Genomic DNA, 13,473 nt, shown 5'->3' with positions numbered 1-13,473 from the left:
GGTGGGGTCGCGGTGCTGGGCGTGATCGAGCTCGGTGTCGTCGTGGATCTGCTGCTTGCGGCTTTGGTGCGGGGGCGGGGGTTCGCGGGGTCCGGGGCGGGCGCGGCGCGGCTCGGCGAGACGGTCGAGGTGACGCTGTCGGTGACCAACCCGGGATCCCGTCCGCTGCGGGGGATGCTGCGGGACGCGTGGCCGCCGAGCGCCGGTGTCGAGCAGGACCGGTTCCGGATCGCGGTGCCGGCGGGGGAGCGGCGGTCGGTCGTGGTGCGGCTGACGCCCGTGCGGCGGGGCGACCGGTCGTCGGCGCGGGTGACCGTGCGCGCGCTGGGACCGCTCGGGCTGGCCGGGCGGCAGGGGTCGCACCGGGTGCCGGGCGGTGTCCGGGTGCTCCCGCCGTTCACCAGCCGCAAGCACCTGCCGTCGCGGCTCGCACGGCTGCAGCAGCTCGACGGCAGGCAGGCGGCGCTGGTCCGGGGCGAGGGCACGGAGTTCGACTCGCTGCGGGAGTACGTCATCGGCGACGACGTGCGGTCGATCGACTGGCGGGCGTCGGCGCGGGCGGCGGACGTGATGGTGCGCACGTGGCGGCCGGAGCGGGACCGGCGGGTGCTGCTGGTGCTGGACACCGGGCGGACGTCGGCGGGCCGGGTCGGCGACGCGCCGCGCCTGGACGCGGCGATGGACGCGGCGTTGTTGCTGGCGGTGCTGGCGTCGCGGGCGGGGGACCGGGTCGACTTCCTGGCCTACGACCGGCAGGTGCGGGCGGACGTGCGCGGGCTCGCGGCCGCGGAGTTGTTGCCGGGACTGGTGAACGCGATGGCGCCGCTGGAGGCGAGCCTCGTGGAGACCGACGCGCGCGGCATGGTGGCGCAGGTGCTGCGCCGCGCCCGGCGGCGGTCGCTGGTGGTGCTGCTGACCGGGTTGGACGCGGCGCCGCTGGAGGAGGGTTTGCTGCCGGTGCTGCCGTCCGTGGTGGGGCGGCACCAGCTGCTGGTGGCCGGCGTGACGGACCCGGGGGTGGCCGCGATGGTCCGTGCCCGCGGCGACGCGGAGGCGGTCTACGAGGCGGCGGCGGCCGAGCGGACCCTGGCGGAGCGGCGGCACGTGACTGGTCTGCTGGCGCAGCGCGGGGTCGAGGTGGTGGACGCGGTGCCGGACGAGCTGGCACCCGCGCTGGCCGACCGGTACCTGGCGCTGAAGGCCGCCGGCCGGTTGTGACGGCGGTTCGCGCGGAGACACCCGCACAACCGCAGAACTCACCGCCCGGAGCGCAGAACTCGCCCGCGCGAACGTGGGACTCGCGCCCACCGCGAGTCCCACGTTCCGGCGCGTGAGTCCCACGCTCCGGCGCGTGAGTCCCACGTTCCGGCGCGCGAGTTCCACGTTCCGGCGCGTGAGTTCCGCGCTCAGTCGGTGGCGATCACCATGAACAGGCGGGTGCTGAGGCGTTGCATCAGCTCCTCCGGCACCTCGCCGACCTGGCGCGTCAGCGACTCCTTCGGCACGTGGTCCAGCCACGTGTACCGCACCCAGCCGCCCGCGCCGGTGGCCACGCTCAGCGGCACGGCGTGCTCGATGACCTCCATCGTCACCACGTGCTCGTCGTCGATGTCGTTCAGCATGTTGCCCGAGAAGACCAGCACCCGCCGCGAGCCGCCGGACACCGTCCAGATCTGGCCCCTACGCGGCCGAAGAGCCACGGGCACGCCATTCGTCCGCGGCGGCGCGCACCTGCTCGGGGTGCTCGGCGTTCCACCGCGCCTGCTGCTCGCACAGCTGCCGGTACGCCTCGCGCTCGACGGCAGCCCGGACCCACTCGCCCACGGACTGCCCCGCCGCCTCGGCGAGGGCCGTCACCTGCGCGTACGTGTCATCGGAAAGCTCCAGCCGCATGCCTGCCACCATAAGACCCGGTACCGACGATCCCGGGCAGCGGCGTGTCACCCGGCCTCGGGCAACAGGTCGCCGCGCTCCCGCACGCCGGTGTCCCCGGTGACCCCGGCCCGCACGGCCCGCCGCCCGAGGACGAACACGTACACCAGGAACAGGACCTCGGCGGCCACCCCGATCGCGATCCGCCCCCACGTCGGCAGCCCGGAGGGCGTCACGAACGCCTCGATCACGCCCGACACGAACAACACGCACGCCAGCCCGAGCGCCATCCCCGCGGCCGCCCGGCCCTCCTGCGCGAGCGCCGCCGCGCGGGACCGCCGTCCCGGGTTGACGACCGTCCACCCCAGACGGAGGCCGGTGCCCGCGGCGACGAACACCGCGGTCAGCTCCAGCAGCCCGTGCGGGGTGATCAGGCCGAAGAAGACGTCCAGCCGCCCGGCCGCGGCCATGAACCCGGCCGACAGCCCGACGTTGAGCACGTTCTGCCACAGCGCGACCAGCACCGGGATCCCCAGCAGCACCCCGAAGAACAGGCACACCGCCGCGACCCAGGCGTTGTTCGTCCACACCTGCGCGGCGAACGAGGCGGCCGGGTTGCTGGAGTAGTACGTCTCGAACTGGCCGCCCGGCTCGGTGAGCGCGCGGATCTCCTCCGGCGCGGCGATGCTCGCCTGCACCTGCGGGTCGGACGCGATCCACGCGCCGATCAGCCCGCCCACCAGGATCGACACCAGCGCGGTCGGCAGCCACCAGCGGACCGTCGTGTAGACGGCGGCGGGGAAGCGCTGCGCGAAGAACAGCCCGACCTCGCGCCAGGCCGGCGTGTGCGAGCCGGTGACGGCCGAGCGGGCGCGCGTGACCAGCGACGACAGCCAGGACAGCAGGGCCGGGTCCGGCGCCGAGGACCGCACCACGGACAGGTGCGTCGCGGCACGCTGGTACAGGGTGACCAGTTCGTCGGCCTCCGGGCCGGTCAGCCTGCGGGCGGCCAGCAGCTGGTCCAGCCGGGCCCATTCGGCGCGGTGGGCCGCGACGAACAGGTCCACGTCCATGGGGGCAGATTACAGTGAGCGCGTGACAGGCGAACCCGATCTGGTGACCGGCGAGGCCGTGGTGCTGGAGCTGCCGATCGCGCAGCTCGCCAGCCGGGCCGCGGCGTTCGCGATCGACGTGGCGGTCCAGGCCGCCGCGCTCGTGCTCTTCATGCTGGCCCTGTCCGTGTCCGGCGTGACCGACGAGGCGCTGTTCGCCGCGCTGGCGCTGAGTTTCTTCGTGCTCGTGCGGGTCGGGTACTCGGTGCTGTTCGAGACGCTCAGCCGCGGCCGCACGCTCGGCAAGATGGCGCTGGGACTGCGCGTGGTGCGCGACGACGGTGGCCCGATCCGCTTCCGGCAGGCCCTGACGCGGGCACTGGCCGGCGCGATCGTCGACTTCGGACCGGTGCTGGCGTGGAGCGCGGTGGCGTTGTTCGTGTCGCTGTTCTCGCCGCGGTCCAAGCGGGTCGGCGACTACCTGGCGGGCACGGTGGTGATCCGGGAACGCGCGGCGCGGACGGTGGCGCCGAACATCGCGATGCCGCCCGCGCTGGCCGGCTGGGCGGCGCAGCTCGACCTGACGGGGCTGAGCGACGAGCTGGCGCTGATGGCGCGGCAGTACCTGGCGAGGTACGCCGAGCTGAGCGACCGGGCGCGGGAGCCGTTGGGCCACCAGCTGGCCCAGGACGTCGCGGTGCGCATCGGGACGCCGCCGCCGTGGGGCGTGCCGCCGTGGGCGTACCTGCAGGCGGTACTCGCGGAGCGGCGGCGCCGGGCCGGTGGGTACGCCGGAACGCCCGGCTGGACGCCGGTGACGCAGCAGCCGTTGGCGCCGCCTGCCACGCCGTCGGCGGCGGCGCCGGGCGAGCTGCCCGCCGCCACGCCGTCGGCCGCGCCGTTGCCGGCGGCGCCGGGCGAGCCGACGCCGCCGCGCGGGTTCGCGCCGCCGAGTTGAACTTCCGGCGGGGCTGGGCGTGGTGGGGGCCGCGCGTTGGTGGTGGGGCCGGGGAGTCGATGCCGCCGCGCGGGTTTGCGCCGCTGAGTTGATCTTTCGGCGGGGGGCTGGATCCCGGTGACGCAGCAGCCATTGGCGCTGCCTGCCACGCCGGCGGCCGCCGGGCCGGGGGAGCCGACGAGTTGATCTTCCGGCCGGACCCGCCCCCGCCGTCTGGATCAGGCCGCCGAGGCCAGTCGTCCGCCGCCGTCGACTCGGAGGACCACTCCGGTCGTGTAGGTGTTCTCCGTCAGGAACGCAATTGCCGAGGCGATGTCGTCCGGCGTGCCCACCCGGCGGGCCGGCAGCCCGGCCGCGATGGCCTCGAACGTCGCCGCCTTGGTACCGGCGTCCAGAAAGTCCCACCACGCCGTGTCGACCACCCCGGGCGACACCGCGTTGACCCGCACCGGCGCCAGCTCCACCGCCAGCACCGGCACCATCGCCTCGATCCCGGCGTTCACCGCCGCCAGCGCGGCCGTCCCCGGCATCGCCGCCCCGGCCGACGCCGCCGTCACGAACGTCAGCGAACCCCGCAGCACCGGCAGCGCCGCGCGCGCCGCGGCGGTGTGCGGCACCAGCTTCCCGTCCACGCCCTCGCGCAGGCCGTCCATCGTCAGCTCGGCGAACGCCGTCGTCCCGGGCGCCCCGGTGACGGTGACGACCAGGTGGTCCACCGGCCCGGTCGACCCGAAGAACGCCTGCAGCGCCGCGTGATCCCGCGCGTCCACGACCTCGCCCCGCGCGTCGCCCAGCTTCGCCAGCGCGGCGTCGAGCTTCCCGGCGTCGCGCCCGGTCACGATCACCTCCCGGCCGCTGTCGAGCATCCGGTGCGCGGTCGCCAGCCCGATGCCGGAGGTGCCACCCAGGATCACGACTCGTTCGGTCACGATCTCTCTCCTCAATTTCGAGACACTATGCGCCGAAAACATATCCGAGGCACGGTGTCTTGTAAAGTGCCGCGCATGAGAGGACGCCCCCGCAGCGAAGAGGCCCGGCGCGCGATCCTGGACACCGCCCTGCGCATCTGCCACCGGGACGGCTACCAGCAGGTCACGATCAAGGCGATCGCCGACGAGGCCGGCGTCGGACGGCAGACCGTCTACCGCTGGTGGCCCGACCGCGCCCAGGTCCTCCTCGACGCCCTCATCGACCTGCGCACCCGCGAGCCCGGCCTCGACCGGAACACCGGCGACACGCTGCGCGACGTCGAGCGGGTGCTGGTGCGCACCTTCGAACTCACCCACGAGATCACCGGCCCGGCCCTGATCGGCCTGATGGCCGACGCCCAGACCGACGACGACCTGTCCGCCCGCCTGCAGGGCACCGTCATCGGCCCCCGGCGCGACGCCCTGCGCGAGATCCTCCGGCGCGGCGTGGAGTCGGGCGAACTCGCCGAGAACGTCCCGCTCCCGCTCGTCGTCGACTTCGCGTTCGGCACGATGTGGTACCGCCTGCTCAGCCGCCACGCCCCGGTGGACGACCGGCTCGCCGCCGACATCACCGCCGCGATCGCGCGCCTGCTCGCCCGCTAACCTGCGCGGGTGCGATGGCTGTGCGCCGCCCTCCTGCTGATGACACCGCCGCTGCCGGCCCTGCCGAACAGCGCCGAGGTCGAGATGCGGCTCCAGCCCGACGGCTCGCTGTCGGTCGTCGAGGCGATCGACACCGGCGCCCGCACCACCCGCACCATCCCGCTGCGCACGCCGGCCGGAGGCGACCGCGACCGGGTCTACACGCTGCGTGACCTGAGCATCGAGGGCTCCGGCTCGGCCGAGCGGCGCGACGAGGCCGTCACCCTCCGCCTGAACCCCGGCACCTCGATCATCCGGTACACAGTGGACGGTGCCGTCCGGGACGCGGGTGACCGGCTCGAGGTGACCTGGACCCTGGACGGCTGGGACACCGCCCGCACCCTCGTCCGCGCGAGCTTCGCCGCGCCGCGCATCGCGATCGGCGTCCGCTGCACCGGGTGCGCCGCCGCCCAGAACGACCAGACCGGCCTGACCCGCTTCTCCGGTCAGCGCCTGGAGCCGGGCCAGACGCTGGACATCGCGGTCGATCTCCCGCCGGGCACGGTCCCGGCCAACGCCCGCCTGCTGCCCGCGAAGACCCTGGCCGGCGCGTTCGTCCTCACCGCACCCGTCGCCTGGGCGTGGGTCGCCTTCGGGCTCCTGCTCCTCGCCGGGGCGGTGTCGCTCGCGCTCGCCCGCCGTGCCCGCGCGCCGCTGCCCGCCGGGTTCACCGCCGAGCCGTTCTCGACCCCGGACGGCGTCCTGCCCGGGCACATCGCCTTGCTCCGCAACGAGAACCCGGCCGACGTCACCGCCGTCGACCTCGCGGTCCGCGGCTACCTCGGGCCGGACGCCGCACCGGTCCACCCGCCCGACGACCGGCTCACCGCGTTCGAGCGCCGCGTCCTGGCCGGCGAGGATCCCGGGCCAGCCCTGACCGCCGACGCGATCCGCCGCGGCTGGCTCCGCCCGCCCGGCCGCGCGCGCCGGGCCGGCATCCGGATCGCCTGCTACGGGCTGTTCCTGACGATCGTGCTCGCCCTGACCACCGGGTACGCGCAACTCGGCGTGATCCTCACCCTCGCCGGGCTCGCCCTGGCGCTCGGCGCGCGGTTCCTCCCCGCGCTCACCCGGCGCGGCCGCACGCTGGACCGCCGCCTGCGCGACCCGGCCGAACTGCCCGCCGGTGAGCGGTTCGTCCCCTACACGCTCGCCCTCGGACGGCCGGTGCCGGACACCGCGTTCGCTCTCGGTGAATTCCTCGCCGCTCTGCAGGACCGTCGGCGGACCCCGGCCCCGTGATGGCCGTATGGTGGGGCCCATGGCCGAGACCTCCCGCTTCACCCTGCACAACGGCCTGCGCGTAGTGCTCGCGCCGGACCCGACCGCCCCGGTGGTCGGCGTCGCCGTGCACTACGACGTGGGCTTCCGCTCCGAGCCGGAAGGGCGCACCGGGTTCGCCCACCTGTTCGAGCACCTGATGTTCCAGGGCAGCGAAAGCCTGGAGAAGCTCGCGCACTTCAAGCTCGTGCAGTCCAGCGGCGGCACCTTCAACGGGTCGACCCACCCGGACTACACCGACTACTACGAGGTCCTGCCCTCGGCGGCGCTGGAGCGCGCGCTGTTCCTCGAGGCCGACCGCATGCGCGCGCCGAAGCTGACGCGGGAGAACCTCGCCAACCAGATCGACGTGGTCAAGGAGGAGATCCGCCTCAACGTGCTGAACCGGCCCTACGGCGGGTTCCCGTGGATCCTCCTGCCGCCGGTGCTGTACTCGACGTTCCCCAACGCGCACAACGGCTACGGCGACTTCACCGACCTGGAGCAGGCCGGCCTGGACGACTGCGCGGCCTTCTTCGACACCTACTACTCGCCGGCCAACGCGGTGCTCACCGTCGCCGGTGACGTCGAGCCGGACCGGGCCCGCGAGCTGATCGAGAAGCACTTCGGCGACGTGCCGCACCGCCCGGCGCCGCCGAAGCGCTCGTTCGCCGAGCCGCCGCCGTCCGGTGAGGTCCGCGGCCACCACACCGACCCGCACGCGCCGCTGCCCGCGCTCGCCGTCGGGTACCGGTTGCCGGACCCCGTCGGCGAGCTGGACGCCTACCTCGCCAACCTGGTGCTGGCCGGGGTGCTGACCGACGGCGACGGCTCCCGGCTGCAGCAGCGGCTGGTGCACCGCGAACCGCTGGTCACCGACATCGGCGCGGGCGCCGGCCTGTTCGGCCCGTTCGAGGCGCGCGACCCGGACACCTTCTCGATCACCGCCATCCACTCGCCGGACGTCTCCGCGGAGCGGGTGCTGACCGCGATCGACGAGGAGCTGGAGAAGCTGGCGGCCACGCCGCCGGACGCCCAGGAACTGGCCAAGGTGACCGCGCGCTGGAGCGCGAGCCTGCACGCCGAGCACGACCGGCTGATGTCCCGGACGCTGTCGCTCGGCGCGTTCGAACTGCTCTACGGGGACCCGACGCTGGTGTCCCGGCTGCCGGACCGGATGGCGGCCGTCACCAGCGAGGACGTGGCCGCCGCCGCCAAGGCGCTGCGGCCCGACTCGCGCGCGGTCCTGCTCGTCGAGCCCGAAGGGGGAGCGAAGTGACAACCGCCGGACACCGCAGCGCCGAGGAGATCGGCCGCACCGCCACCGGGCCGCGCCCGGTCCCGGAGCTGGGTGCGCAGAAGGCCGCCGCGGACCTGTCCCATGTGGACACCGTGCTGCCCAGCGGCCTGCGCCTGCTCGCGGTCCGCAAGCCGACCGTGCCGCTGGTGGAGCTGCGCCTGCGGATCCCGTTCGGCGGCACCGCGCCGCTGCACGCGGCCACCGCGGAGGTGCTCGCCGAGACGATGCTCACCGGCACCGCCCGGCGCGACCGCATCGAGATCGACACCGAGCTGGCGCTGATCGGCGGCGAGCTGGACACCGTGGTCGACCCGGAGCGGCTGACCATCTCCGGCAACGGCCTGGCCGCCGGCCTGCCGACGCTGCTGGACGTGCTCGCCGACGCGCTCACCGCGGCGTCCTATGTGGACGACGAGGTGGCGCGCGAGTCGGCGCGGCTGGTCGAGCGGCTGGCCGTGTCCCGCACGCAGCCGCGGGTGATCGCCCGCGAGGCGCTGCTCAGGCACGTCTACGGCGACCACCCGGCGACCCGGGAGGTCCCGCAGGCCGCCGATGTCGAGCAGGTCACGCCCGAGGCCGTCCGCGCGCTGCACACCGCCGCGGTGCTGCCGCGTGGTTCGGTGCTGGTGATCGTCGGCGACATCGACCCGGAGAAGATCGCCGGGGACGTCGAGCGCGTGCTGGGCGGCTGGTCGTCGGAGGCGTCCGCGGTGGCGATGCCCGGCCTGCCCGAGGTGACCGGCGGTGACCTGCTGCTGGTGCCGCGGGCCGGGGCGGTGCAGTCGCAGATCCGGCTCATCGCGGAGTCCCTGCCGCGCACCGACCCGCGCTACGCCGCGCTGCAGCTGGCGAACCTGACCTACGGTGGCTACTTCTCCTCGCGGCTGGTGGAGAACATCCGCGAGGACAAGGGTTACACCTACAGCGCGCACTCCGGGTTCGAGTTCACCGGCACCACCGCGACGGTCGGGGTCGACGCGGACACCGCGAACGAGGTCACCGCGGCCGCGCTGCTGGAGACCCGCTACGAGCTGGGCAGGCTCACGGTCGTGCCGCCGACGGCCGAGGAGGTCGAGTCGGTGCGCCAGTACGCCGTCGGCTCGCTGCTCACCGCGACGTCCTCGCAGGCCGGGCTGGCCAGCCAGCTCGCCGCGCTGACCGCGGCCGGCCTGGGCACGGAGTGGCTGGCCGAGCACCCCGAGCGGGTCGCCGCGGTCACCGTCGACGAGGTCGCGCAGGCCGCGCTGGACTTCTTCGCCCCGACCCGGTTCACCGGCGTCGTGGTGGGTGACGCCGAGACGCTCGCGCCGCAGCTGACCGCGCTCGGCGGCGTCGTCGTGGGGGAGCCCGGGAAGTGACCGTCGCACCGTTCACCCTGGGCCGCCTGCCGACCCTGTCCCGGTCCACTGTGGACCGTCAGGAGATGTTGCGGACCAACCCCGAGCGCCTGCGCACCCGCTGGCCGGACGCGCAGGTGATGCTGCTGGACCAGCAGTTGCGGACGCCGGTGCGCGAGGGGGAGGCGGTGCTGGCGACTCGCAAGGCCCTGGCCTTCGGCGAGGAGCCGCCCGCCGACGCGGTGTTCCTGGGCGAGTGGCAGGGCGTCGACTACTGGGCGCTGCCGGGTGAGCCGGAGGGCGAACCGGAGATCGTCGGGATGCCGGGCAGCTGGGGCGTGCCCGAAGACGTGCCCCGCGCCGGCGGCGAGCTGTGGGTGACGCTGCGGGCGTACGGCGACCAGCTGGACGACACGGCGGCGGGGCTGTTCACCACGGCGCAGGCGCTGCGGGTGTGGCACCGGCAGGCGCGGTTCTGCGTGCGCGACGGCAGCCCGACGCGGCTGGTGCAGTTCGGGTGGGCGTCGCAGTGCGAGGCGTGCAGCCGCGAGGAGTACCCGCGCACCGACCCGGCGGTGATCTGCCTGGTGCACGACGAGGAGGGCGTCAACGGCGAGCACGTGCTGCTGGCGCGGCAGCCGGTGTGGCCGCCCGGGCGGTACTCGGTGCTGGCCGGGTTCGTCGAGGCCGGTGAGTCGCTCGAAGGCTGTTGCGTGCGGGAGATCCGCGAGGAGGTCGGCGCCGAGGTCCACGATGTGCGCTACCTGGGCAGCCAGCCGTGGCCGTTCCCGCGCTCGATCATGCTCGGCTTCACCGCGAAGGCCGACCCGTCCCGCCCGCTGGTCCCCGCCGACGGTGAGATCGAGGCCGCGCTGTGGGTGCCGCGCGCCGAGGTGCGCGCGGCGTTCGAGGCGAAGGGCGAGCCGGTCCCGATCCTGGACGGGGCGAGCGAGCTGATCCTGCCGGGGAACTCGTCGATCGCGCGCGTGATGCTGGAGGCCTGGGCGTACGCGGACCGCGGCTGAGCCTCAGCCGCGCACCAGACGTTCGGCGTGGCCGGCCTCGGCCGGTGACACGTCGCTCGCCCGGCTCGCGCGGACCTGCCACCGCTCGGACAGGGCCCGGTCGATCCGGTGCCGGACCTCGCGTTCGGCACCGGGCTCGGCGGCGAACAGCACCCGGACGTGCAGCTCGTCGCCGCGCCGGTCGGCCCGCACGTGGTGCGGGGCCAGCGGACAGGGCGGCTCGTGCTCCCAGTGGCCGCACAACGCCACGGTCACTGCTGCGCCGGGAGCCCGCTCGTCGGCCCCGGGGGCCATCCCGAGCACCGCGTCGTGCGCGAAGACCTGCCGCATGAGACCAGTATGGCCCGGCATCCCGGTCGCGGCTCCGGTTGCCATCTCAGGCGAGCAGCGCCCCCAGCGGCAGGATGATCACGATCGCCACCACGGAGATCACCGTCTCCATGATCGACCAGCTCCGGATCGTCTGGCCGACCGACAGCCCGAAGTACTCCTTGACCAGCCAGAACCCGGCGTCGTTGACGTGCGAGAAGAACAGCGAACCCGCGCCGATCGCGAGCACCAGCAGCGCGGCCTCGGTGGGCGGCATGGTGGCCGCCAGCCCGGACACCAGCCCGGCCGCGGACACCGTCGCCACCGTCGCCGAGCCCGTCGCGAGCCGGATCAGCACCGCGACCAGCCAGCCGAGCAGCAGTGCCGGGATGTTGGCCCCCTCGGCGATCTGCGTGACGACGTTGCCCACGCCCGCGTCGACCAGGATCTGCTTGAACCCGCCGCCCGCGGCGACGATCAGGATGATCCCGGCGATCGGGCCGAGCGAGTCGCCGACCGTCGACGCCAGCCGGTCGCGCGTGAACCCGGCGGCGCGGCCCAGCGTGACCATGCCCAGCAGCACGGCGGCGAGCAGCGCGATCAGCGGGTCGCCGACGAAGTCCAGCACGCGGCGCACCGGGTTGCCGCTGCCGACGAGGATGTCCGCGATCGCCTTGCCCAGCATCAGGACCACCGGCAGCAGGACCGTCACCAGCGTCGCCCCGAAGCTCGGCCGCAGGCGCACGTCCTCGCTGCCGCCGCTGGCCGGGATCAGGTGCTCCGGCGCCTTCGCCTCGGGCACCCACCGCGCGGCGAGCTTGCCGAACACCGGACCCGCGATGATCACGGTCGGGATGGCGACCAGCAGGCCGAGACCGAGCACGATGCCGACGCTCGCGTTCAGCGCACCGGCCGCGGCCAGCGGACCGGGGTGCGGCGGCACCAGGCCGTGCAGCACGGACAGCCCGGCGAGCGCGGGGATGCCGACCAGCATCAGCGGTTTGCCGCTGCGCTTGGCGACCAGCAGCACGACCGGGATCAGCATGACCAGGCCGATCTCGAAGAACATCGGCAGCCCGATCAGGGCGGCGACCAGGGCCATCGCCCACGGCAGCGCCTTCGACGAGGTGCGGGACAGGATCGTGTCGACGATCTGCTCCGCCCCGCCGGAGTCGGCCAGCAGCTTGCCGAGCATCGCACCCAGCGCGATCAGCAGGCCGACCGACGCGACGGTCGAGCCGACCCCGCTGGAAAAGCTCTTGATCACTTTGTCGACCGGCAGCCCGCCCAGCAGGCCGACCACCAGCGATCCGAAGATCAGGGACAGGAAGGCGTGCATGCGGGCCTTGCTGATCAGCACCACGATCAGGGCGATGCCGACCAGCGTCGCGACGACCAGCCGGGTGTCGGTCCCGGTCCAGGCGGCGGCGAGAGTACTCACGGCTGCTCCTTCGCCAGCTCGGTGAGCGCGCGGTCCACGATCGCCGCGGGGGATTCGAGGATGTCGGCGACCATGCCGCGCTCATCGGTTTCGAGGGGTTCGAGGTCGGCGAGCTGGGAGTCCAGCAGCGACACCGGCATGAAGTGCCCGGTCCGCCCGCGCATCCGCTCCGCCAGGACGTCCCGCGGGCCGTCGAGGTGCAGGAACCACACGTTCCCGCCGGTCCGCAGCACGTCGCGGTAGCGCCGCTTGAGCGCGGACGACGACACCACGCCGCCGGTGCGCTGGTGCTCGGCGATCCACGCCGCGATGGCGTGCAACCAGGGCCACCGGTCGTCGTCGTTCAGGGGATGGCCGGACGACATCTTCTCGATGTTGGCCGGCGGGTGGAAGGCGTCGGCCTCGGCGTATTCGACGCCCAGTCGCTCGGCCAACGCCGAACCCACCGTCGTCTTGCCCGACCCGGCGACACCCATCACGACGATGACCGTCATTGGCTTCGCTCCTCCGACCTCGCTGTCACTCGATCAGTGCAACGCAAAAGTACTACTTATTCAACCCACAAGTACTACTTAATCGAATCAGTGGTCTAGCGTCACCGGCGTGGCCGAGGGAATGCACGAGCGCATGCTCGACGCGGTGGGGACCGCGATCGCCTGTGGGGAACTGCCGCCGGGATCGGTGCTGCGGCTGGAGGAGCTGCAGCAGAGCTACGGCGCCTCGCGGACGGTGGCGCGCGAGGTGGTGCGCGCGCTCGAAGCGATGCGGCTGACCACGAGCAAGCGCCGCGTCGGCGTCACCGTGCGGGACTGCGCCGACTGGAACCACTACGACCCCCGGTTGATCCGCTGGCAGCTGGACAGCGAGCAGCGGCCCATCGCCCTGCGCAACCTGATGGAGCTGCGGTGGGCGGTCGAACCGAGCGCCGCGCGCTTCGCCGCGATCCGCGCGACCCCCGAGGAGCGCGGACGGCTGCGTGCACTGGGTGCCCGGCTGGAGGTCACCGCACACGCCCGGGACCTGCACACGTTCCTCGGGCACGACATCGACTTCCACCACCTGGTGCTCGCGGCGTCGGGTAATCCGATGTTCACGCAGCTGTCCGAGGTGGTGGCGGAGGTGCTGACCGGCCGCACCGAGCACGGCCTGATGCCGCCGGAACCACAGCCCGAGGCCGTCGCGCTGCACCTGGAGGTCGCCCACGCGATCGATTCCGCCGACGCCGACCGGGCCGAACGCGCGATGCGGGACATCATGGTCCAGGCACGCGACGAGGTGGCTTCCCAGTTCCAGTAGTCTCACGCCG

Annotated in this window: 15 protein-coding genes; 8 read left to right on the top strand and 7 right to left on the bottom strand. The window is 73.8% G+C overall.

Features of this window, described 5'->3' with window-relative positions; translation table 11 throughout:
- On the top strand, positions 1-1,218 hold a 1,218-nt coding region (locus D0D15_RS13230), incomplete at its 5' end, for a DUF58 domain-containing protein (protein WP_162830565.1).
- A gap of 188 nt (positions 1,219-1,406) precedes the next feature.
- Here D0D15_RS13230 and D0D15_RS13225 read toward each other — a convergent pair.
- Genes D0D15_RS13225 through D0D15_RS13215 form a run of 3 tightly spaced genes read right to left on the bottom strand, consistent with a single transcriptional unit; the run spans position 1,407 to position 2,945 of the window.
- A complete protein-coding gene (locus D0D15_RS13225; protein WP_233157372.1) occupies positions 1,407-1,700 on the bottom strand; it encodes a hypothetical protein in 294 nt (97 codons plus the stop codon).
- Complete coding sequence (locus tag D0D15_RS13220; protein ID WP_233157371.1) at positions 1,681-1,893, bottom strand: ribbon-helix-helix protein, CopG family; 213 nt, start codon at positions 1,891-1,893, stop codon at positions 1,681-1,683. Before D0D15_RS13220 ends, D0D15_RS13225 begins: the two co-directional genes overlap by 20 nt.
- A 47-nt stretch (positions 1,894-1,940) precedes the next feature.
- Positions 1,941-2,945 (bottom strand): stage II sporulation protein M, encoded by a 1,005-nt coding sequence (locus D0D15_RS13215; RefSeq protein WP_094006800.1) that lies wholly within the window; start codon positions 2,943-2,945, stop codon positions 1,941-1,943.
- Positions 2,946-2,967: 22 nt separating this feature from the next.
- Here D0D15_RS13215 and D0D15_RS13210 point away from each other — a divergent pair, with 22 nt between their 5' ends.
- On the top strand, positions 2,968-3,882 hold the full coding sequence (locus tag D0D15_RS13210; RefSeq protein WP_233157370.1) for an RDD family protein: 915 nt from the start codon (positions 2,968-2,970) through the stop codon (positions 3,880-3,882).
- 218 nt (positions 3,883-4,100) lie between these two features.
- On the opposite strand, the gene D0D15_RS13205 is transcribed toward D0D15_RS13210, so the two are convergent.
- Positions 4,101-4,811 carry an SDR family oxidoreductase gene (locus D0D15_RS13205; protein ID WP_198958291.1) on the bottom strand — a complete coding sequence of 237 codons (711 nt, stop codon included), beginning with the start codon at positions 4,809-4,811 and terminating at the stop codon, positions 4,101-4,103.
- Positions 4,812-4,886: 75 nt separating this feature from the next.
- Between D0D15_RS13205 and D0D15_RS13200 the strand changes: the two genes are divergently transcribed.
- Genes D0D15_RS13200 through nudC form a run of 5 tightly spaced genes read left to right on the top strand, consistent with a single transcriptional unit; the run spans position 4,887 to position 10,417 of the window.
- The gene (locus D0D15_RS13200) at positions 4,887-5,456 is read left to right on the top strand and encodes a TetR/AcrR family transcriptional regulator (protein WP_094006798.1); all 570 of its coding nucleotides are present in this window, start codon (positions 4,887-4,889) and stop codon (positions 5,454-5,456) included.
- 9 nt (positions 5,457-5,465) lie between these two features.
- The gene (locus D0D15_RS13195; RefSeq protein WP_094006797.1) at positions 5,466-6,737 is read left to right on the top strand and encodes a DUF2207 domain-containing protein; all 1,272 of its coding nucleotides are present in this window, start codon (positions 5,466-5,468) and stop codon (positions 6,735-6,737) included.
- Between the two features lie 19 nt (positions 6,738-6,756).
- Positions 6,757-8,034, top strand: coding sequence for a M16 family metallopeptidase (locus D0D15_RS13190; RefSeq protein ID WP_094006796.1), 1,278 nt, complete (start codon positions 6,757-6,759; stop codon positions 8,032-8,034).
- Positions 8,031-9,413, top strand: a complete 1,383-nt coding sequence (locus D0D15_RS13185) for a M16 family metallopeptidase (RefSeq protein WP_094006795.1) — start codon at positions 8,031-8,033, stop codon at positions 9,411-9,413. Before D0D15_RS13190 ends, D0D15_RS13185 begins: the two co-directional genes overlap by 4 nt.
- Positions 9,410-10,417: an NAD(+) diphosphatase gene (gene nudC, locus D0D15_RS13180; protein WP_094006794.1), complete on the top strand. Its 1,008-nt coding sequence runs from the start codon at positions 9,410-9,412 to the stop codon at positions 10,415-10,417. The genes D0D15_RS13185 and nudC overlap by 4 nt, the downstream gene beginning before the upstream one ends.
- 3 nt (positions 10,418-10,420) lie before the next feature.
- Here nudC and D0D15_RS13175 read toward each other — a convergent pair whose 3' ends face one another.
- The 3 genes from D0D15_RS13175 to D0D15_RS13165 are packed head-to-tail and all read right to left on the bottom strand — an operon-like array spanning position 10,421 to position 12,661.
- Entirely contained in the window at positions 10,421-10,747 is a 327-nt protein-coding gene (locus D0D15_RS13175; protein WP_094006793.1) for a hypothetical protein, read from the bottom strand.
- A 46-nt stretch (positions 10,748-10,793) separates the two neighbouring features.
- Positions 10,794-12,167, bottom strand: a complete 1,374-nt coding sequence (locus D0D15_RS13170) for a GntT/GntP/DsdX family permease (RefSeq protein WP_094006792.1) — start codon at positions 12,165-12,167, stop codon at positions 10,794-10,796.
- Entirely contained in the window at positions 12,164-12,661 is a 498-nt protein-coding gene (locus tag D0D15_RS13165; RefSeq protein WP_094006791.1) for a gluconokinase, read from the bottom strand. Before D0D15_RS13165 ends, D0D15_RS13170 begins: the two co-directional genes overlap by 4 nt.
- 133 nt (positions 12,662-12,794) lie before the next feature.
- Here D0D15_RS13165 and D0D15_RS13160 point away from each other — a divergent pair, with 133 nt between their 5' ends.
- Complete coding sequence (locus D0D15_RS13160; RefSeq protein ID WP_094006855.1) at positions 12,795-13,463, top strand: FadR/GntR family transcriptional regulator; 669 nt, start codon at positions 12,795-12,797, stop codon at positions 13,461-13,463.
- The last annotated feature ends 10 nt before the right edge of the window (positions 13,464-13,473 follow it).

This window comes from Amycolatopsis thermalba, from assembly GCF_003385215.1.
GTDB classification, from domain to species: domain Bacteria; phylum Actinomycetota; class Actinomycetes; order Mycobacteriales; family Pseudonocardiaceae; genus Amycolatopsis_E; species Amycolatopsis_E thermalba.
Note: the sequence above shows the minus strand (reverse complement) of the source record. Positions and strands in the feature narration are given on the sequence as shown.

Bases quoted from the DNA above. Each gene is read 5' to 3' on its own strand.
- D0D15_RS13175 (WP_094006793.1), bottom strand. From the start codon at position 10,747: ATGCGGCAGGTCTTCGCGCACGACGCGGTGCTCGGGATGGCCCCCGGG.
- D0D15_RS13190 (WP_094006796.1), top strand. From the start codon at position 6,757: ATGGCCGAGACCTCCCGCTTCACCCTGCACAACGGCCTGCGCGTAGTG.
- D0D15_RS13200 (WP_094006798.1), top strand. From the start codon at position 4,887: ATGAGAGGACGCCCCCGCAGCGAAGAGGCCCGGCGCGCGATCCTGGAC.
- D0D15_RS13220 (WP_233157371.1), bottom strand. From the start codon at position 1,893: ATGCGGCTGGAGCTTTCCGATGACACGTACGCGCAGGTGACGGCCCTC.
- D0D15_RS13215 (WP_094006800.1), bottom strand. From the start codon at position 2,945: ATGGACGTGGACCTGTTCGTCGCGGCCCACCGCGCCGAATGGGCCCGG.
- D0D15_RS13160 (WP_094006855.1), top strand. From the start codon at position 12,795: ATGCTCGACGCGGTGGGGACCGCGATCGCCTGTGGGGAACTGCCGCCG.
- D0D15_RS13165 (WP_094006791.1), bottom strand. From the start codon at position 12,661: ATGACGGTCATCGTCGTGATGGGTGTCGCCGGGTCGGGCAAGACGACG.